Annotated in this window: 11 protein-coding genes; 6 read left to right on the top strand and 5 right to left on the bottom strand. The window is 68.5% G+C overall.

The features are described from left to right. Positions 1-131: 131 nt before the first annotated feature. From bioC to bioB, 5 genes are all read right to left on the bottom strand, one after another. Complete coding sequence (bioC, locus tag AC5P8Y_RS19905; RefSeq protein ID WP_005414800.1) at positions 132-1,016, bottom strand: malonyl-ACP O-methyltransferase BioC; 885 nt, start codon at positions 1,014-1,016, stop codon at positions 132-134. Positions 1,017-1,028: 12 nt separating this feature from the next. Continuing rightward, positions 1,029-1,808, bottom strand: coding sequence for an SDR family oxidoreductase (locus AC5P8Y_RS19900; RefSeq protein WP_024958356.1), 780 nt, complete (start codon positions 1,806-1,808; stop codon positions 1,029-1,031). A gap of 29 nt (positions 1,809-1,837) precedes the next feature. Further along, a complete protein-coding gene (gene bioH, locus AC5P8Y_RS19895) occupies positions 1,838-2,617 on the bottom strand; it encodes a pimeloyl-ACP methyl ester esterase BioH (RefSeq protein WP_033833757.1) in 780 nt (259 codons plus the stop codon). Positions 2,618-2,634: 17 nt separating this feature from the next. Further along, the gene (gene bioF, locus AC5P8Y_RS19890; protein WP_033833756.1) at positions 2,635-3,858 is read right to left on the bottom strand and encodes an 8-amino-7-oxononanoate synthase; all 1,224 of its coding nucleotides are present in this window, start codon (positions 3,856-3,858) and stop codon (positions 2,635-2,637) included. Positions 3,859-3,925: 67 nt separating this feature from the next. Then, entirely contained in the window at positions 3,926-4,969 is a 1,044-nt protein-coding gene (bioB, locus tag AC5P8Y_RS19885) for a biotin synthase BioB (protein WP_049453745.1), read from the bottom strand. 204 nt (positions 4,970-5,173) lie between these two features. On the opposite strand from bioB, the gene AC5P8Y_RS19880 reads away from it, so the two are divergent. The 6 genes from AC5P8Y_RS19880 to AC5P8Y_RS19855 form a co-directional block, all read left to right on the top strand. Continuing rightward, on the top strand, positions 5,174-6,544 hold the full coding sequence (locus tag AC5P8Y_RS19880; RefSeq protein ID WP_033833754.1) for a chloride channel protein: 1,371 nt from the start codon (positions 5,174-5,176) through the stop codon (positions 6,542-6,544). Between the two features lie 68 nt (positions 6,545-6,612). Then, positions 6,613-7,068 carry a hypothetical protein gene (locus tag AC5P8Y_RS19875; RefSeq protein WP_032964538.1) on the top strand — a complete coding sequence of 152 codons (456 nt, stop codon included), beginning with the start codon at positions 6,613-6,615 and terminating at the stop codon, positions 7,066-7,068. A gap of 194 nt (positions 7,069-7,262) precedes the next feature. Beyond that, positions 7,263-8,432 (top strand): L-dopachrome tautomerase-related protein, encoded by a 1,170-nt coding sequence (locus AC5P8Y_RS19870; protein ID WP_111188368.1) that lies wholly within the window; start codon positions 7,263-7,265, stop codon positions 8,430-8,432. Positions 8,433-8,520: 88 nt separating this feature from the next. Continuing rightward, positions 8,521-9,210: a ComF family protein gene (locus AC5P8Y_RS19865; RefSeq protein WP_111188367.1), complete on the top strand. Its 690-nt coding sequence runs from the start codon at positions 8,521-8,523 to the stop codon at positions 9,208-9,210. A 256-nt stretch (positions 9,211-9,466) separates the two neighbouring features. Then, positions 9,467-11,149, top strand: a complete 1,683-nt coding sequence (locus AC5P8Y_RS19860; protein ID WP_005414791.1) for a ShlB/FhaC/HecB family hemolysin secretion/activation protein — start codon at positions 9,467-9,469, stop codon at positions 11,147-11,149. An 86-nt stretch (positions 11,150-11,235) separates the two neighbouring features. Continuing rightward, positions 11,236-19,482, top strand: an 8,247-nt coding sequence (locus tag AC5P8Y_RS19855) for a two-partner secretion domain-containing protein (RefSeq protein WP_495202138.1), incomplete at its 3' end; no start/stop codon positions are given.

Genomic DNA, 19,482 nt, shown 5'->3' with positions numbered 1-19,482 from the left:
TGCCGACCAAGGGCGGCACCCACCAGAGCGATTCGCGTATGGCGTCGCATTTGGTAGTGCCGGCCGCTGGCCGGCAGATGCCCACCATGGAATCGTGAGGTTGCCGGCCAGCGGCCGGCACTACCAGACGATCAGGTCTGCTTGCGGCGGATCGGAATCGCCGACACCGGCACCGAGGCGACGTCATGCCCGCCTTCGCGGATCGGCGCGCCCGGATCCGGTGCCCAGGCGTGGGCGTAGATCACTTCCCAGCTGCTGGGCAGCTTGCCGTCGGCACGGCGCATCGGCTCGTATGCGGCGGCGGCAGCGGCGAAACGACCACGCCCGGTCAGCGTATGGCGGCGGTCCACCCGCGCGTTGGTCGCACCCATCGCGCGCAGCTCGCGCATCAGCGAGGGCAGGTCGTCGTAGGTCAGGGTGAACAGATCGCGGTCCAGCACCGGGTCGCGGAAGCCGGCCATCATCAGCGCGTCGCCGAACTGGGCGATCTGCGCGAAGCGGCTCACGTGCGGACGATCATCGGCGGCGGCGAACGCTTCGTTGAGTTCCACCAGGGTTTCCGGGCCGAAGGTCGAGCACAGCAGCAGGCCACCGGGCTTGAGCACGCGACGGAATCCGGCAAACACCGCCGGCAGGTCGTCCACCCACTGCAGGCACAGGTTGCTGAAGATCACATCCACGCTGTTGTCGGCCAGCGGCAGCGCGGCGGCATCGCCGCACAGGCGCTGGAACGGCTTCCACCACCCGGCTTGGCGCTTGGCCTGGTCCAGCATCGGCAGCGCCACATCCAGCGCGATCACCTGCGCCTTCGGCCAGCGCTTCTTCATCAACGCACTGGCATGGCCGGTACCCGCGCCGATGTCCAGCACCACCTCGGGCTTGCGTGCCTCCAGGTAGTCCAGCGATTCGATCAGTCGCGACTGCACCTCGCGCTGCAGGGCGGCGGCGGCGTCGTAGCTGCTGGCGGCACGCGCGAACGCGCGGCGGACGTGGCGGGCATCGAAGTGGGACGGCATTGCGAAAGTCTCTTAGAACGTACCGGGGTAGGCGCCGCCGTCGATCAGCAGGTTCTGCCCGGTGAGGTAACCGGCCTGCGCACTGCACAGGAAGGCGCAGGCGGCGCCGAACTCGTCCGGCGTGCCGAAGCGGCCGGCGGGAATCTGCTGGCGGCGGCGCTCGGCCACTTCGCCAGCATCGCCGTCCTTGCCCGCACTGTGGGCGAAGTTGGCGCGCAGGCGGTCGGTGTCGAACTGGCCGGGCAGCAGGTTGTTGATGGTGACGTTGTGGGCCACGGTGCGGCGCGACAGGCCGGCGACGAAACCGGTCAGGCCGCTGCGCGCGCCGTTGGACAGCGCCAGGATGTCGATCGGGGCCTTCACCGCCGACGAGGTGATGTTGACGATGCGGCCGAAGCCGCGCTCGATCATCGCGTCGACGGTGGCGCGGATCAGCGCGATCGGCGCCAGCATGTTGGCGTCCAGCGCGGCGATCCAGTCGTCGCGCTCGAAACTGCGGAAATCACCGGGCGGCGGACCACCGGCGTTGTTGACCAGGATGTCCACCTGCGGGCATGCGGCCAGTGCCGCAGCACGGCCGGCCTCGGTGGTGACATCGGCGGCAACCGCGCGCACCTCGGCAGCGCCGGGGACGGCACGCAGTTCTTCAGCGGCGGCCTGCAGCGCAGCGTCACCACGGGCCACGATCACCACGTTCACGCCCTCGCGCACCAGCGCACGCGCGCAACCCAGGCCCAATCCCTTGCTGGCGCCGCAGACCAGTGCCCAGCGGCCGTTGATGCCCAGATCCATGCGTCAGTCCTGCGGAATTCGGAAGGTGTTCATTGTCCGCCATCAGCCGGCGACAGGGCGGCAACGAAGTGTTGCAGGGCGGCGGCCACTTCGTCGGCATGGCCAAGGAACGGCGCGTGGCCGCCGTGGGCGATGGTCAGCGCCTGCGCACCCGGGGCCAGTGCTGCGGCGGCCTGCATCGCCACCGGAGACACCAGCCGGTCACGCTGGCCGGCGATCCACAGGCTGGGCTTGCCCAGCGTTGGCAGTGCGCCGCGCAGGTCAGTGCTTTCGAGCAGGCGCAGGCCTTCCAGCAGGGCGCGTTCGGTGGGCGCACCGCGCTCGACCAGGCGCTGGCGCAGGGTGCGCAGCTCCTCGCGGGCGTGTGCCGAGCCCATTACGTCCAGCGCGAGGAAGCGTTCCAGCGTGCCGCCGAAGTCGGTCGCCAGCTCGCGGCCGAACTGCTCGAACACCGCCGGCTCCACCGCGTGCGGCCAGTCATCGCCTCGCACGAAGCGCGGCGTGGCGGCGATCATCGCCAGCCCGCGCACCTTTGGCAGCGTGGCCGCCGCGTGCAATGCGAACAGGCCGCCCAGTGACCAGCCGCACCACACCGCCGGCGGCGTAGCCGCGGCAATGGCACCTACCACAAACGGCAGGCGCAGCGGCGTGGTGTCCTCGCGGCTGTGCCCATGGCCGGGCAGGTCGACCAGATGCAGGGTGAACTGGTCCGCAAGCCGCTGCACCAGCGGCGCGAACACGCCGCCCTGCAGAGCCCAACCGTGGATCAGCACCAGGTCCGGCCCACGGCCGGTGACGTCAATATGCATGGGCAACGACACGGAACTCAGGCAAAGACAGGCAGCGGCGGTGGCGCGGCTTCACGCACGGCCAGGGCCACGCGTTCGCGCGCGCTGGCGATGGCCTCGACCAGCCCCCGCACCTGTTCCGGCGTGTGCAGCGCAGACAGTGTCACCCGCAGGCGCGCCTTACCTTCCGGCACGGTCGGCGGGCGGATCGCACCGACCAGCCAGCCGGCCTGTTCCAGCGCCGTGGACATGGCTACGGCGGTGTGGTCATCGCCGCACAGCAGCGGTTGGATCGGCGTGTCCGAAGCCATCAGGTCCAGCCCATGGCGGCGTGCTTCGCTGCGGAACAGCGCGATCAGGTCTGCCAGTTTGGAACGGCGCCAGTTGTCCCTGCGCGCCAGGCGCACCGCTTCAAGCGCAGCGGCGGCCATCGCTGGTGGCACGGCGGTGGTGTAGATGTACGGGCGTGCGGTCTCGGCCAGATGCTCGATCAGGTCGTCGCGGCCCAGCACCAGTGCACCCGAACCGCCCAGTGCCTTTCCCAGCGTGACCAGCTGCAGCGGCACATCGTCCACACCCAGCCCGGCGGCGGCCACGGCACCCCGGCCATCACCGACCACGCCTACACCGTGCGCATCATCCACATAGAACAGCGCCTGCTGCAGGCGTGCCACAAGCGACAATGCACGCAGCGGTGCGATGTCGCCATCCATGCTGAAAACACCATCGGTGGCCAGCATTGCCGCGCCATCGGGCGCATGCTTGAGCTGACGCATTGCGCCTTCCGCATCCAGATGCGGATAACGGCGCAGGCGTGCACCGGCCAACCGGGTGGCATCGAGCAGGCTGGCGTGGTTGAGCTTGTCCTGTACGCAGACATCGTTCTCTTCGCTCAGCAGCGCCTGCTGCACCGCCAGGTTGGCGGCGAAGCCACTGCCGAACAGCAGCGCACGCGGATAGCCAAGCCATTCGGCCACCTCGCGTTCCAGCGCCTCATGCAGGGCATGATGGCCGCAGACCAGGTGCGAGGCACCGGCGCCAGCGCCTTCGCGTGCGGCGGCGTCCTGCAGCGCGTTGACCACGCTGAACTGCTGGGCCAGGCCGAGGTAGTCGTTGCTGCAGAAGCCGGTCTGCCACTGGCCGTCCACTTCCAGGCGCACGCCATCGCGACGGGTGACCGTGCGTCGCGGGCGGCGACGGCCTTGGGCATCGCGCAGGGCGCGCTGGGCGTGGAGGCGGGCGGTCAGGTCGGGGCGGGCCATGGTGGCTGAATGCGTCGACGGGGCGGCTAGGGTAGCGCGTTGACGCGGCGGCTGCTTGCGGCCCGTCTCAGGCCGCGTGAGCGCAGCCACAGCCGGGCGTATCGGCACTGATATCGGCGTGCACGGTGCCGCCGTGGTCATGGCCCTCGGCATCCACCTGCACCGCCATCGGCTGCAGGCCCAGCCGGGCGAACAAAGCCAGGTCGCGCTCGCCCTCCGGGTTGCCGGTGGTCAGCAGTTTGTCGCCGTAGAAGATCGAGTTGGCACCGGCCAGGAAACACAGTGCCTGCAGTTCGTCACTCATCGCCTCGCGCCCGGCCGACAGCCGCACCATCGAGCGCGGCATGGCGATGCGCGCCACTGCGATCATGCGCACGAACTCGAACGGGTCCAGCTCGGCACTGCCATGCAGCGGCGTGCCCGGCACCTGCACCAGCTTGTTGATCGGCACCGAATCGGGATGTGCCGGCAGCGAGGCCAGCGCCAGCAGCAGGCCGACGCGCTGCGCGCGCGTCTCGCCCATGCCGACGATGCCACCGCAGCAGGTCTTCAAGCCGGCATCGCGCACGTGCTCCAGCGTATCCAGACGGTCCTGGTACTGGCGCGTGTGGATGATCGAATCGTAGTAGTCCGGCGCGGTGTCGAGGTTGTGGTTGTAGTAGTCCAGGCCCGCATCCTTCAGCGCACGCGCCTGCTCGCCGCTGAGCATGCCCAGCGTGGCGCAGGTCTCCAGCCCCAGTGCCTTCACCCCGGCGATCATCGCCGCCACCTTCGGGATGTCGCGGTCCTTCGGCGATCGCCACGCGGCGCCCATGCAGAAGCGCGATGCACCGGCGGCCTTGGCCTGGCGCGCCTTGGCCAGCACCGCGTCGGTCTCCATCAGCTTCTGCGCGTTCACCCCGGTGCTGTAGCGCTGCGCCTGCGGGCAGTACGCGCAGTCTTCCGGGCAGCCTCCGGTCTTCACCGACAACAGCGTGGACACCTGCACCTGCGCCGGATCGAAGTGCTCGCGGTGCACCGCGGCGGCGCGGAACAGCAGCTCGGGAAACGGCAGATCAAACAGCGCCTGCAGTTCGTCGTGTTGCCAGTCGTGGCGGATGGCAGCAGCCATGGCGGGACCTTGGGTACGAGTGGAGCGAGGGCGGCAGTGTGGGTGGGCGCGGGGAGGCTGTCAACCATTTGTATTTTAATTTGGTTTACAGATCGTCGGTGCAATAGAGCATCGAGCGAAGCGCCGCATTTCACCGCATGCTGCAAGGCGTCCAGCCACAGTGCCTGCTGCACAACGCAAGTGCTGGCGCGCAGACTCTTTCCCATGTTTGATCTTTACCACCTTCGTGGGCGCATCACCGCGCTGGTCCTCAGCGAGGCCTGGCGCCGCCGCGCCGCGCTGTGGGGCGGCGCGGTGGCCGTGGCACTGGTGGCGATCCTGTTTGCCAAGGCCAGCGATGCGGCCTTCCATCTGTTCCAGCGCATCACCTCGCACTCGCCGTGGTGGGCCCTGCTGCTTACGCCCGGCATCTTCGCGCTGCTGGCGTGGCTCACTTCCGGCGTGCTGAAGCCCACGCGGGGCAGCGGCATTCCGCAGGTCATCGCTGCGCTGGACAAGGCCGATGAGCCGTTCCGGAAAACCAACCTTTCCCCAGCGGTTTCGGCCGGCAAGCTGCTGCTGACTTCGCTGTCGCTTCTGGGGGGCGCATCGGTCGGGCGCGAGGGGCCCACCGTGCACGTAGGCGCAAGCCTGATGTATCTGTTCGGCCGCTGGTTCGGCTTCAAGGATCCCCGCGAGCTCTCGCACTTCCTGTTGGCCGGTGGCGCTGCCGGTATTGCGGCGGCGTTCAACACGCCGCTGGCCGGCATCGTCTTCGCCATCGAGGAGCTCAGCGGCCGTTTCGAACATCGCTTCTCCGGCACCCTGTTGACCGCGGTGATCGTCGGTGGCGTGGTATCGCTCGGTCTGTTGGGCAATTACACCTACTTCGGCCATGTGAGCGCGCGTCTGCCGCTCGGCCAGGGCTGGCTGGCGATCCTGCTGTGCGGCGTGGTGGCGGGCCTGCTGGGCGGGCTGTTCGCACGTGCGGTACTGGCCAGCGCGGCGGGCCGTCCGCGTTGGCTGGGCCAGCTGCGGCAGCGGCATCCGGTATTGCTGGCCGCGGGCTGCGGCCTGGTGGTGGTCATGCTGGCCCTGGTGTTCGGCGAAGGCGCGTTCGGCACCGGTTACGAACAAGCGCGCAGCCTGGTGCAGGGCCAGGCGCTGGTCGGCCATGAGTTCGGGTTGATGAAGCTGCTGGCCAACCTGGCCTCGTACGTGGCGGGCATTCCCGGTGGCCTGTTCTCACCTGCGTTGGCGGTCGGCGCGGGACTCGGCCACAACCTGTCAGTGCTGATGCCGGGCGTGGACCCGCGCGCGTTCGTGTTGCTGGGCATGTGCGCCTACCTGACCGGTGTGACCCAGGCGCCACTGACCTCGGCGGTGATCTCGCTGGAGCTGACCGACAGCGGCGACCTGCTGTTGCCGATCCTGGCGACGGTGCTGATCGCGCGTGGTGTGTCCGGGCTGGTGTGCAGGGTACCGATCTATCGCGGGTTGGCGGAGCTGTTGATGGTGCCAAAAACGGCTGAAGATGTGGCTGTCGAGGCGCCTGCTGTGCGAACCTCCCGCACCCGCGAAAATGGAGATGACTAGGAGCAATGCAGCCTGGAGCAGCAATTCTCCTCCCAGAGGAGGTGTTGGCGACGTTACGGTGCTACTTCGTGACCGATGATGGCTCGCTTCCGGAAGTGGAGCTCGCCTACCGTGAGGCCGCCGGAACGGCCGATGCGTTCGCCTATCTGTTTGCCTGCGGTGCCCGCGTCGCGGGTTCTGGAAGCGTGCAGCTCTGGCACCGTGCGGAAGATCTTGGTCAGCCGTTCATGGGACCGGGCGACGCGCGACGCGTTCTCCAGGACGAAGTGGAACCCTTCCATGTCGGCCTTGCAGACATTGCCTGCGGCGGCGTTCTTCTGCCAGAACTGGGTGTGCTCGTCATGCGCCATGGGTTGACGCTGGATTATCGCATGGGAGCGTCATGGGGCCAGCGGGAGGTCCAGGCCTTCCTGCTCCTTCTGCACCAGTTGCAGCGGCGGGGTGGCGTGATGACCGTTCCCTGGTGGGGTGAAGAGGGCCAGCACAGGTTCGAAACCGCGTTGGCAGCCGTTGAGATTTCTTGACCGGGTTTGCCGCAAGGCAGGCACGCAACGGATAGACAACGATCATTGCTTCAATCAACGCGATCAATCAGCCCTCCATCTTCACTCCAGCAGTGAAGCTGATTCCGCGTTGCACCGTCTACCCGATGCCACGCGCGACGCAGAAGATGCGTCGACGCCGGGGCTGCACCCGGACCTGCATCGAGAGCGCGACCATGATCAACTGCCGTATCCGCAGCCTGGCGGCTGCCGTCCTGGCCCTGGCCAGTTCCCCCGCGCTGGCGATGTCCGGCGCGCCCCTGCTGCCCAGCGAGCGCAGCATCGGCACCCTCGAACCGGTGGCGCGTTTCGATGGCGCCATGCCCACCAGCGTGGCGGTATCTGAAACCGGGCGGATCTTCGTCAACTTCCCGCGCTGGGGCGATGAGGTGGCCTACAGCGTGGCCGAATGGCGCGACGGCCGCGCCGTTCCCTATCCGGATGCGCGCATCAACCGCAAGGACGGTCCCGATCCGGCGGCCCATTTCATCAGCGTGCAGAGCGTGGTGGCCGATGGCCAGGGCCGGTTGTGGGTGCTGGATACCGCCGCGCCCGGGTTCTCTGCGCCACAGGCCGGCGGTGCCAAACTGGTGGCGATCGACCTTGCCACCAACACCGTGGCCAGGACGCTGGTGTTCCCGGCCAACGTCATCGACGCGCGCACCTATGTCAACGATGTGCGCTTCGATTTCCGTGTTGGCCGCGAGGGCGTGGCCTACGTGACCGACTCGTCGCTGAGCGGTATCGGCGGCATCATCGTGATCGACCTCGCCACTGGCGCCGCGTCCAAGCGCCTGGTCGGCCACGTGTCCACCTCGGCCGATCCCGCCTTCGTGCCGATCGTGGAAGGGCGGCAGATGCGGCTGCGTAACGCCGACGGTTCGTCGGCGCCGTTCACCGTGGCCGCCGATGGCATCGCCCTGTCGCCCGATGGTGGCACCCTGTTCTACACACCCTTGTCCAGCCGTCATCTGTACAGCGTGCCGACCGCGCTGCTGCGCGACCCGAAGCTGAGTGAAGCGGAACTGGCGGCAGCGGTGGTCGACCTGGGCGACAAGGGTGCCTCCGATGGCATGGAGATGGACGCCAACGGGCGGCTGTATGCCAGCGACTACGAGCACAACGCCATCCATGCCCGCGACGCGCAGGGGCGATGGACGACGGTGGTGCACGACCCGCGCATCCTGTGGCCGGATACGCTGTCGATGGGGCCGGACGGCTATCTGTATTTCACCGCCAACCAGCTGCATCGACAGGCCGGCTTCAATGGCGGCGTGGATCGCCGGCAGAAGCCCTACATGGTGTACCGCACGCGTGTGGATGCCGCACCTGCGCCGACGCGGTGAAGTGCTCCGTAAACGGGTAAGGATGCCTACGGGTTGAAGGGCGTGCGCCTGATGGCCCCGGGGCCGCAGCGCGATCACGCTGTAGCGCATGCCGGCCCTGTCCACGCCCACTCGTCTTCTGCAGGCAGCGCTTCGCGTGCTGCTGCCACTGCGCTGCCTGGTCTGTGGCGAGCCGGGCCACGATGAACTTGACCTGTGCAGCGCCTGCCTCGCCGGACTGCCCTGGGCCGGTCGTGCCTGCCTGCGCTGTGCACTGCCGTTGCCGGACAACGCCCTGATCGTCTGCGGTATATGCCGCGACGAGGTACCGCCGCAGTCCGCCACGCATGCCAGCCTGCTGTACCTTCCCCCCGTCGATCAGCTGTTGGTGCGCTACAAGTTCCATCAGGACCTGGCGGCAGGTCGCCTGCTCGCGCAGCTGATGCAGCGCGCCCCGCCCCCGTGGTCATGCGCGCCGCTGGTGCCGGTCCCCCTGCACAATCAACGCCTGCGCCAGCGCGGCTACAACCAGGCCGCCGAACTGTGCCGCCTGTTGCCGATGCCGGTCTGGCAGGGGCTTTACCGACGCCGCCACACCGCGCCGCAGTCCGAGCGCAGCGCAGAACAGCGCAGGGACAATCTCTTTGACGCATTCGGCACGCGCTTGTCGCCGCCGACACGGCTGACCGTCGTGGACGATGTGATGACCACCGGCAGCACAGTGATGGAAATCGCCGAGACGTTGCGGCTGGCCGGTGCCAGGGACGTGCGGGCATGGGTGTGCGCACGGGTGCCGTGATGACCGGAGCGATTGACATCGCATGACGGCAGCTGAAGGATGCCCATCCTTCAGCGTGTGGTGCTCGACTGCGTCGCCGCAATGGGTACACGGATGCAAAGACCCTAAAGTTCCGCGCACTCCCGCCGATAGCGGTTGGCGGTCGAGTCGGTGCTGGCCGCATGTTCTCTCTGCACGATGTCTGTTCACAGCCCCAGGTCTGTACCAATGCTGGACAAGGAAGTCGTTGATGGGTAACAGAAGAGCAGGATGCAGCGTGCGTGCCGTTCTGGGCACTGCGGGACTGTTGTGGATCGGCGTCGTGCATGCACAGTCGGCCAGTCCCTCGTTCGCCGAGCAGCAGGAACTGCGTGAACGCGCCGAGCGCGAGGCGCGCGAGCGTGAGCAGCGGCAGGCATTGCCGGATGTATCACGCGAACAGCCGGCCGCTGCCACCGATCTGCATTCGCTGGAACTGCCGGACGAAGAACCGTGCTTCACCCTGCAGCAGCTGCAGCTTGACGGCGCGCATCTGGGGCAGTTCGCGTTCCTGCAGCGCTATCTCGACCGCTACCGTGGCCGCTGCGTGGGCCAGCAGGGCATCGCGCTGATCGTGCGGCGTGCTTCGGATCTGGCGCTGGCCAAGGGCTACGTGACCACCCGCATCGGCCTGCCCGAGCAGAGCCTGGGCAGCGGAACCCTGCGCCTGCAGCTGGTGCCGGGCGTGATCCGGCAGATCCGCTTCAACGCGGAAGAGGTTCCCGATTCGATGTGGAAGAGTGCGTTTCCCGCGCGGCCGGGGGACGTACTCAATCTGCGCGCGTTGGAACAGGGCCTGGAGCAGCTCAAGCGCGTTCCGTCGCAGGACGTGAACATGGAGCTGGTGCCGGGCGAAGCGCCCGGCGAGTCGGACGTGGTCATCAGCATCCGCCACGGCAAGCGATGGCGTGCCTCGGTGTCGCTGGATGATGCCGGCAGCCGTGCGACCGGAAAGCAGCAGGTCGGCGCGACCGCGTGGGTAGACAACCTGGCTCGCGTCAACGACCTGCTCAGCATCGGCGTCAGCAGCGACGGCAGTGCCGACAAGGGCCGGGGTACCCACGGCTTCAATGCATCGTGGTCGGTTCCGCTGGGCAACTGGCGTTTCAGCACCAGCACCTACAGCTCGCGCTACAAGCAGACCATCGCCAGCAACGCCGACACATTCGCCAGCACCGGCACCTCCAGCAACGTCGACCTGGCCGTGGAACGGCTGCTGGTGCGTGGCCAGAGCTATCGCAGCGGCATCGAGCTGCGCGTGGCGCAACGGTCGTCGCACAGCTACGTGGAAGGCGTGGAGATCGAAGGCCAGCGCCGGCGTACTACCTCGGTCGAGCTGGCGCTGCTGCACCGCCAGTACCTGGGGCGGGTCCAGGCCGATATCCGCCTGGCGCACCGCCGCGGCGTGCCGTGGCTGGGAGGCGATGATGACGCCGTGGGCCGTGATGACCTGGCGCCGACGTTCCGCTATGGGCTGACCACGCTGGATATCGGCGCCGGTGGCGCCCTGACATCCGGGCCGCGTCCGCTGGCATGGAATACCGCGCTCCGCTACCAGTGGAGCAAGGACACGCTGTACGGCTCGGAGTTCATCAGCGTCGGTGGCCGCTATACCGTCAACGGCTTCGACGGCGAGGTGCCACTCGGCGGCAGCCGTGGCGGCTACTGGCGCAACAGCATCAGCTGGATGGCACATCGCGCCATCGCGCCCTATGCGGGCATCGATATCGGCCACATCGAGCGCGACGACCGCCAGGGTATCGGCGGCGGAACCCTCAGCGGCGCCCACCTGGGTGCACGTGGCGAGCTGGGCGGATTGGCGTGGGATGGCTTCGTCGGCGTACCGATGAGCCGCCCGGCTTGGCTCAAGCATGAGGCACGCGGTCACGTGATCGGATTCCGCGCGTCCTGGCAGTTCTGATTCGACTGGAAGCACCGTCGCCACGTGGCGACGTGATCGGGTTGTTGTGTGTGCAGTTCCCCCCTGGGTTGATGGAAGCACCTGGCATGAAGAACGTATTCCGCAGTCTGTCCCTGTCCGCTTCGGGCGCTGGTTGGGCCGTGCGCCTGCGCATCGCGATGGCGAGCGCCACCCTGGCATTGGCCTTCCTGGCCCCAGGCAGCTCATTTGCCCAGGTGCAGGTGCAGGCCGGCGAGCAGGCACGGGCCGACCAGGCGGCGAACGGTGTGCCGGTCATCCAGATCAACCGGCCCAACGCGGGCGGCGTATCGCACAACCGCTTCCAGGACTACAACGTCGGGCGCGAGGGGCAGATCCTCAACAACAGCGCGAGCACCGTGCAGACCCAGCTGGGTGGCTACATCCAGGGCAACGGCAATCTGCAGCCGGGCCAGTCGGCACGATTGATCCTCAACGAGGTGACATCCACCAACGCATCGCGCCTGCAGGGCCACATCGAGGTGGCGGGGCGCTCGGCGGCGGTGATCGTCGCCAACCCCAATGGCATCACCTGCGATGGCTGCGGCTTCATCAATACCACCCGTGGCACGCTGACCACCGGCACCCCGGTGTTCGGCAACGATGGCAGCCTGTCTGCGTTCCGGGTGTCGCGCGGAACGATCCGCCTGGAAGGCAACGGCCTGGATGCCGGCAACCTGGAAGGCGTCGACCTGCTGGCCCGCGCGGTGCAGCTCAACGCGGGCCTTTGGGCGCGCCAGGTGAACGTGGTCACCGGCGCCAACCAGATCGATGCCCAGACCCTGGCGACGCAGGCGATCACCGGAGAAGGCGAACGCCCGCAGTTCGGCCTGGATGTTGCCGCCCTCGGTGGCATGTACGCAGGCAAGATCCGCCTGGTCGGCACCGAGGCCGGCGTGGGTGTGCGCAGCACGGGCCAGATGGTGGCCGACGCAGGCGACTTCATCCTGACCCAGGCCGGCGATGTCCGCCTGAGCGGACGCACGGCGGCTGCAGGCCGCCTGCAGATCGAAACCGACGGTGACCTGAAGGCCGACGGTACCCAGTACGCGCAGGGGGATCTTCAGATCCGTGCCCGGCAGGCGTCGCTTGCCGGTTCCACGTCGGCGGGCGGTGCGATGGCGGTACGCGCCCTCCAGAATCTGGACCTGGCCGGCAGCACGCAGGCCGCGCAGATGCAGCTGGACGCCGGTGGCACGCTGACGCTGGCTGACACGGTGAAGAGCGCGGGCAGCATCGCGCTGGCTGCCGCACAGGTGCAGAACGGTGCACAGGTGACCGCAGGCGCCGGGCTTGCCGTGCGCGCCGACACGCTGGCGCAGGACAAGGGCGCGCGCCTGGGCGCACAGGCGCTGGACGTGCAGGCCCGCCAGGTGGACAACGCCGGCCTGCTGCTGGGCAACCAGGGCGTACGGATGCAGGCCGCGCAGCTGCACAACGCCGGCCAGCTGTACAGCGACGCCGACGTCGAACTCGACGCGGCCAGCATCGACAACGAGGGCGTCATCGGTGCCGGTGCGAACCTGCGTGCAGCGGCCGACCGCATCACGCAGCTGAAGGGTGCCGAGCTGTCTGCGGGCGCGCTGCTGAAGATCCAGGCGCGCCAGCAGCTGGACAACGCCGGACGCATCCTCTCGGAGCAGGCGCTGGAACTGTCTGCCGGCGGCGTGGACAACCAAGGCACCCTTGAGGCCCGCCAGGCCGCGCTGGCGGTCGACCGTCTGCGCAACAGCGGCACGCTGCAGGCGGTGGACCTGCTGGCACTGAAGGCCAACGCCCGCATCGACAATGACGCCACCGGCAGCATCCAGGGGGGCGAGGGCCTGCAGGTCGACGCGGATGTGCTGGACAACGCCGGCATCATCGGCAGCGCAGCCGATGCCCGTCTGTCCGTTGCCACGCTCGACAACCGCAACCGGCTTGAAGCCGGCGGCACCCTGACCCTGCAGGGCGGCGTCCTGCGCCAGCAGGCGGCCGCCACGGCGCTGGCGCGCGTGGTGGCCGTGGACGTGCAGAAGGTCATCAACGACGGTCGCCTGCATGGCCAGCAGGCAATGGACCTGCGCGCCACTGAGCTGAGCAACAGTGGTGTGATCTACGGTCGCGACCGCTCACAGCTGCGCACCACCACATTGGACAATGCCGGCGTGATCGCCAGCGACGGCACGCTGGACGTGCGCGCCGATGCATTGCACAACCGCGCCGGCGGCAACCTGTCCAGTGCGCAGTCGCTGCAGCTGGATGCGGTGACGCTGGACAACGCGGGTAACCTGTTCGCCAAGGGCGCGCTGACGGCCAAGGCCGATGTGATCGACAACCGTGGCGACCTCTACGGCGCCGGCGATGTCGATGTCACCGCGCGCGATTCGCTGGACAACCAGGGCAGCCTGGTGGCCGGCCAGGCGTTGCAGGTGCGGGGCCGGACCCTGCGCAGCCAGGGTGAACTGGGTAGCGAGCGTGGCAACGTGCAGCTCGACAGTGACCAGGCACTGGTGCTGGGCGGGCGGGCGCTGGCCGCCGGCACGCTCACCGCCCACGCAGGCGGCAGCCTGGAGCAGTCGGGCAAGGTCTTTGCGCAGCAGGGCGTCGCGCTGTCCGCCGACAGCGACGTGACGCTGAAGGGAACAATCGACAGCGCCGCCGATCTGCAGGTGCACAGCGGTGGCGACCTGGACAACCAGGCGGCGCTGTTCGCCAGCGGCGCGCTGTCGCTACAGGCCGCGCAGGCACTGCGCACGGCGGCCGACGTGCAGGCGCGCACCGTCACGCTGCAGGCCGCCCAGGCCAGCAATCGCGGGCGCGTGCTGGCCTCGGGTGACATCGAATTGCGGGCGGGGCAGATCGACAACAGCGGCGTGATCGTGGCGGGCCTGCTGGCCGACGGCAAGGTCGGCAGCACCGGCAGCGTCACCCTTGATGCGCGTCAGCAGCTGCGCAACGCCGGCCAGATCAACGCCGGCCAGCAGGTTCACCTGCTGGGCGACAGCCTGCTGCTGGAGGGTGGCCAGGTCTGGTCCGGTGGCACCCTGCTGGCGCAGGCGCGCAGCGGTGAGTGGCGCAATATCGGCGGCAGCCTGACCGCCATCGGTCTGCTCGACCTGCGTGCCACCGACCTGCTGCGCAATGCGGGCAGCCTGCAGGGCACGCGCATCGGCCTGTTGGCGGCCGCGCTGGACAACAGCGCCGGCGAACTGCTGCAGACCGGCACCAATCCGTTCGAGCTGAGCCTGTCAGGCGCGCTGCGCAACACCGGCGGGCGCATCGCCGCCAACGCCGGCAATGTCCATCTGCGGGCGGCGCAGCTGCTGAACCAGGGTGGCCGCATCGAGCATGCGGGCACGGGTGTGCTGAAGATCGAGACCGGCACGCTGGACAACAGCAATGCAGGCCTGATCGTCGGCAACGGCGAGGCGGACGTGGCCGTTGCCGGTCGCCTCGACAACAGCGGCGGTACGCTCACCGCAGGCAGCGGGGCACGCGTAGCCGGCACGGAGATCGTCAACACCGGTGGTCGGCTCGATGCTGGCGGCAACCTTACCGTGGACGCTGCCGGGGCGTTGGACAACCGCACTGGCACCATCGTGCAGCGCGGCGCCGGCCAGCTGCAGGTGCTGGCCTCCCAGCTGGACAACAGCAATGGCCTGCTGGGGGCCGAGGGCAATGCGCGCGTGACCAGCCGCACGGGCGACCTGCGCAACGTGGATGGCAACCTCTACGCCCGCCAGGAACTCGCGCTCGACGTGGCCGGTGCGCTGGCCAACCAGCGTGGCCTGGTCCACGGCGGCACCTCGCTGGATCTGCAGATCCGCCAGGCACTGGACAACAGCCAGGGCAACATCGAAGCACAGGGCCCTGCGAGTATCCGCGCTGCCTCAGTGGGCAACCGTGGCGGCCGCATCGTGGCCAACGGCACCGGGCAGCTGACGCTGGAATCGGCCGGTGCGCTGGACAACCGTGGCGGCACCTTGGGCAGTACCGGTGGTGCGCTGGCGCTGACCGCAGGCAGCGTGGACAACCGCGCCGAAGGCGGCCAGGCCAAGCTGGTGGCTGGAACCGACCTGCGCCTGCAGACCGCTTCGCTGGACAACGCCGGCAGCATGGTCCACGCCGCCAATACCCTGTACCTGGAGCGCGCAGGCGCACAGGTATTCAACGTTGGTGGCCAGCTCAGCGCAGGCAACCTGCTGCGCCTGGATCTTGCCGCGCTGGACAACAGCAACGGCCGGCTGCTCAGTCGCCAGAGCCAGCTGACGCTGGGCAGCCTGGCCAATGGTGGCGGCGAAATCAGCGCCTATGAAGCACTCGGCGCACGCCTGCAGGCCTTCAGCGGCATCGGCCGCCTGTTCGGCGGCAGCGAGCTGCGCCTGACGCTGGCGGGCGATTACGTGCATGGCAACGGCCAGCGCCTGGAGAGCAACGGACTGCTGAAGCTGGACGTTGCCGGCGCACTGGTCAACCAGGGGCGCCTGGAGAGCAAGGGCACCCTTGAAGTCTCGGCGGCCCGGATCGAGAACACCGCCGGTGCATTGCTCAATGCCACGGCAGGCAATGGCAGCGGCCGCGTTGTGCTGACCACGGCAGGTGACTTCAGCAACGCCGGTCGCGTTGACGGCGATACGGTGGAGGTGTCGGCTGCCAACATCACCAACACCGGCACCCTGATGGGCAACGCGCTGGAACTGCGCGCCTCGCGCATCACCAACGGCCGCGACCTGGGCAACACGCTGGTCGCACGCGATTACAACGAAGGGCTGATGGCGGCCACCGGCCGCATCAACCTGTATGCCAACTACATCGACAACCTCGACGGCGAGCTCTTCAGCCTGGGCGACATCCGCCTGCAGGGCTGGAACGGCGGCAACGCCCAGCAGATCCGCAACCGTTCCGGGCGCATCCAGGCCGAGAACGATCTGATCCTGGCTGCACTGGGCGTGGCCAACGAGCGTCGTGTGCTGGTCACCCAGCACAAGGTCTACAGCGGCAACGAAGGCGCTGCCGACCCGGACAGCGGGACGTTCAGGGTCGACGGCATCGACGGCCCGGCACCGCCGGGCAAGCTGTGCCCGGGCGACTGTGCCGTGCTGGAAGTCTGGACCGAGCACAAGGACCTGGTGCTGGAAGGCACCACCGTCATCGCCGCCAGCGCGGCATCGCAGCTGATTTCCGGTCGCGACATGCAGATGTCCGGCGGCTCGGTCGACAACCGGAACTCGGCCATCGCCGCCGGTCGCAACCTCTCGATCAACGGCCGCGGCTCATCCAACAGCGAAGACCCCAACGACTGGGCCGGCGTGGTCAACAACGAGGCGCTGGCCGGCTACAAGGTGGTCCAGCGTACGTCGACCATCGATTACACCTACCGCCCTTGCCCCAGCCGCTGCGACTTCGAGATCTATGGCGGCAGCCGCGCGCTGGGCACCAGCACGGTCACCAAGCAGGTCACGCTGGCCGGTGGCAATGCCAGCATCACCGCCGGCCGCAAGGTGCAGATCGAAGCGCGCGAGGTCAACAACGCCGTGGTCACCGCGCATAGCGGTGGCACGCCGCTGGACGTCGCCGGTTGGCAGGGCAACAACGCCTATGCACCCGAACTGGGCCAGCAGCAGGGCGCCGGCGCGGTCGGCGGCAATGCTGGCGCACCGGGTGCACAGCAGGGCGTGGCCACCGGGCCTGCCAGCGCGCAGGCGCAGGGTGCGGGAACGGCCGGTGATACCGGCTCCCCGGGCCCTGGACGTGTCACCACGGTGCCGCCGCCGCAGGTGGTGGGCAGCCCGCAGAATCCGCTGCCGGGCCTGTCGCTGCCCAGTGGCGGCCTGTACACGGTCAATCCGGGCAACCAGCGCTGGCTGGTGGAAACCGATCCGCGCTTCGCCAACTTCGGGCAGTGGATCGGCTCGGACTACATGTTCCAGCGCCTGAACCTGGACCCCGACAAGCAGCTGCGTCGGATGGGTGACGACTTCTACGAGCAGCGCCTGGTGATGGAACAGATCACTGGCCTGACCGGGCGTCGCTACCTGGATGCCGACCAGGGCGATGGCATGGGCCAGTACCGCGCCATGATGGATGCCGGCGTGAGCGAAGCCGCGCGCCAGCAGCTGAGCGTGGGCGTGGCGCTGTCGGCCGAACAGGTGGCCGCGCTCAACGAAGACATCGTGTGGATGGTCGCCCAGGAAGTGGATGGCCAGAAGGTGCTGGTGCCGGTGGTGTACCTGTCCCAGGCCACCGCCAACCGCCTGCAGCTGGGGGGCGCCGCCATCGCTGGCGAGTCGGTGGAGATCCGCGCCGGCAATGTGTCCAACCAGGGCATGATCCGCGCCGATGATCGATTGACCATCGATACCGGCAGCCTGCTCAACGATCGCGGTGGCATCTCCGCGGGCGGCAATGCCCGCATCACCGCCGTGGAGGACATCCTCAACAACAGCGGCCTGATCCAGGGCGGCAACGTGGCCCTGGTGGCCGGCCGCGACCTGAAGAGTGTCAGCGGCATCGACGTGGCCAGCATCCGCAGCGGCGGCAGCCTGGCGCTGGAAGCCGGACGTGACCTGGCACTGGTCGGTTCGCAGACCCGTGCCCGCGGCAACGCGGCGCTGGAGGCCGGCCGCGACCTCAACCTCACCACGCAGATGCAGGGCGATGGAAGCCTGCGTCGCACCACGCTGGACGTGGGCGGCGGCCTGTCGCTGGACGCCGGCCACGATCTGAACCTGACGGCAGTGACCGCCAAGGCCGGCGGCAGCGTCCATGCCACGGCCGGCAACGACATCAACCTCAACGCACTGACCACCACCGAACAGGGCGGCTGGGGCAGCAACCGCTACACGCGCGAAACCCTCAACGCCAGCGGCATCGAGGCTGGTGGCTCGCTGGGCATGCAGGCCGGGCAGGACGTGAACCTGCAGGCCGCGCAGCTGAAGGCCGGCGACGGCCTGGCCGTGGTGGCCGGGCGCGATCTCAACCTGCAGGCCGAAACCACCACCAACACCAGCCAGCAGCAGAGCCGTGGCAAGCGCTTCTCGCAGACCACGCAGAGCATGGACGAGACCGTGCACGGCACTTCGCTGCAGGCCGGCGGTGACATCGCGCTGGTGGCCGGGCGCGATGCCAACCTCACTGCCACGCAGGTCGGCAGCACCGACGGCGGCATCAGCATTGCCGCTACGCGCGACGTGAACCTGCTGGCGGCGCAGGAGGACCACAGCTGGGAGCAGGAAACCACGCGCAGGAAGAAGGGCCTGCTGTCGAGCAAGACCACCACCACTTACGACGCGACCCGGGACAGCCTGGTGGTGGGCACCACGCTCAGCGGCGAGACGGTGACCATCGGCGCCGGACGTGACGTCGTCGCGCAGGCGGCGCAGGTGGCTGCCACCGGTGATGTGGTGGTGGCCGCCACCCGCGACCTCACCATCGGCACGGCCACCTCCACGCACAGCGAAGAGCATGACAAGACCGTCAAGCGCTCGGGCGTGTTCGGCGGTGGTGGCTTCAACCTGACCATCGGCCAGAGCAAGCTGGAAAAGGGCCTGGAGATCGAGCAGAGCGCGCCACAGGGCAGCCTGATCGGCTCAACCGATGGGCGGGTCAACCTGAGCGCCGGCAACACGCTGCACATCACCGGTTCGGACGTGCTGTCGAAGACCGGTACGCAGCTGGTGGGCGGGCAGGTGGTGATCGACGCGGCACAGGGCACCACTGAGGTACACCAGAGCACCAAGCAGAAGAGTGCCGGCATCAACGTCGGCCTGACCGGCGGTGTGGTGGATGCCGCCCTGGCCGCCTACGGTGCGGCCAAGGCGGCCGGCAATGCGCAGGATGATCGCCTGAAGGCGCTGTACGCGGTGCAGGCGGCCAATGCCGCCGCTGGCGTGGGCGGCGCCATGCAGCAAGGTGCTTCCGGCGCCACCGACGGCGTGAGCCTGCGCATCGGCATCGGCGCCTCCAGCTCCAGTGCCAGCCAGACCAGCCACGACCAGTCGGCGGTGGGCAGCACCATCCGCAGCCAGGGCGACGTCAGCATCGTCGCCACCGCCGGTGACCTGAACATCATCGGCAGCCAGGTGAAGGGTGACAACGTGGCGCTGGCCGCGCGGGACAACATCACCCTGCGCAGCGAAGCGGAAGACCACACGCAGTCGTCGAAGAACAAGAGCGGCAGCGGTGAGATCGGTTTCAGCATCGGCGCGCAGACCGGTTGGTACGTGTCGGCCAGCACCGCCAAGGGCAAGGGCAGCGGCAACGGCACCACGCATGTTGAAACCGTGGTGGACGCCGACCGCAACCTGACCGTCATCAGTGGCAAGGACACCACG

It is taken from the genome of Stenotrophomonas sp. YJH_SMC_12-1 (genome assembly GCF_059370935.1).
This window is presented reverse-complemented; position numbering and strand designations above follow the sequence as displayed.

Bases quoted from the DNA above. Each gene is read 5' to 3' on its own strand.
- bioF (WP_033833756.1), bottom strand. From the start codon at position 3,858: ATGGCCCGCCCCGACCTGACCGCCCGCCTCCACGCCCAGCGCGCCCTG.
- bioB (WP_049453745.1), bottom strand. From the start codon at position 4,969: ATGGCTGCTGCCATCCGCCACGACTGGCAACACGACGAACTGCAGGCG.
- bioH (WP_033833757.1), bottom strand. From the start codon at position 2,617: ATGCATATTGACGTCACCGGCCGTGGGCCGGACCTGGTGCTGATCCAC.
- bioC (WP_005414800.1), bottom strand. From the start codon at position 1,016: ATGCCGTCCCACTTCGATGCCCGCCACGTCCGCCGCGCGTTCGCGCGT.
- AC5P8Y_RS19880 (WP_033833754.1), top strand. From the start codon at position 5,174: ATGTTTGATCTTTACCACCTTCGTGGGCGCATCACCGCGCTGGTCCTC.
- AC5P8Y_RS19900 (WP_024958356.1), bottom strand. From the start codon at position 1,808: ATGGATCTGGGCATCAACGGCCGCTGGGCACTGGTCTGCGGCGCCAGC.
- AC5P8Y_RS19865 (WP_111188367.1), top strand. From the start codon at position 8,521: ATGCCGGCCCTGTCCACGCCCACTCGTCTTCTGCAGGCAGCGCTTCGC.
- AC5P8Y_RS19870 (WP_111188368.1), top strand. From the start codon at position 7,263: ATGATCAACTGCCGTATCCGCAGCCTGGCGGCTGCCGTCCTGGCCCTG.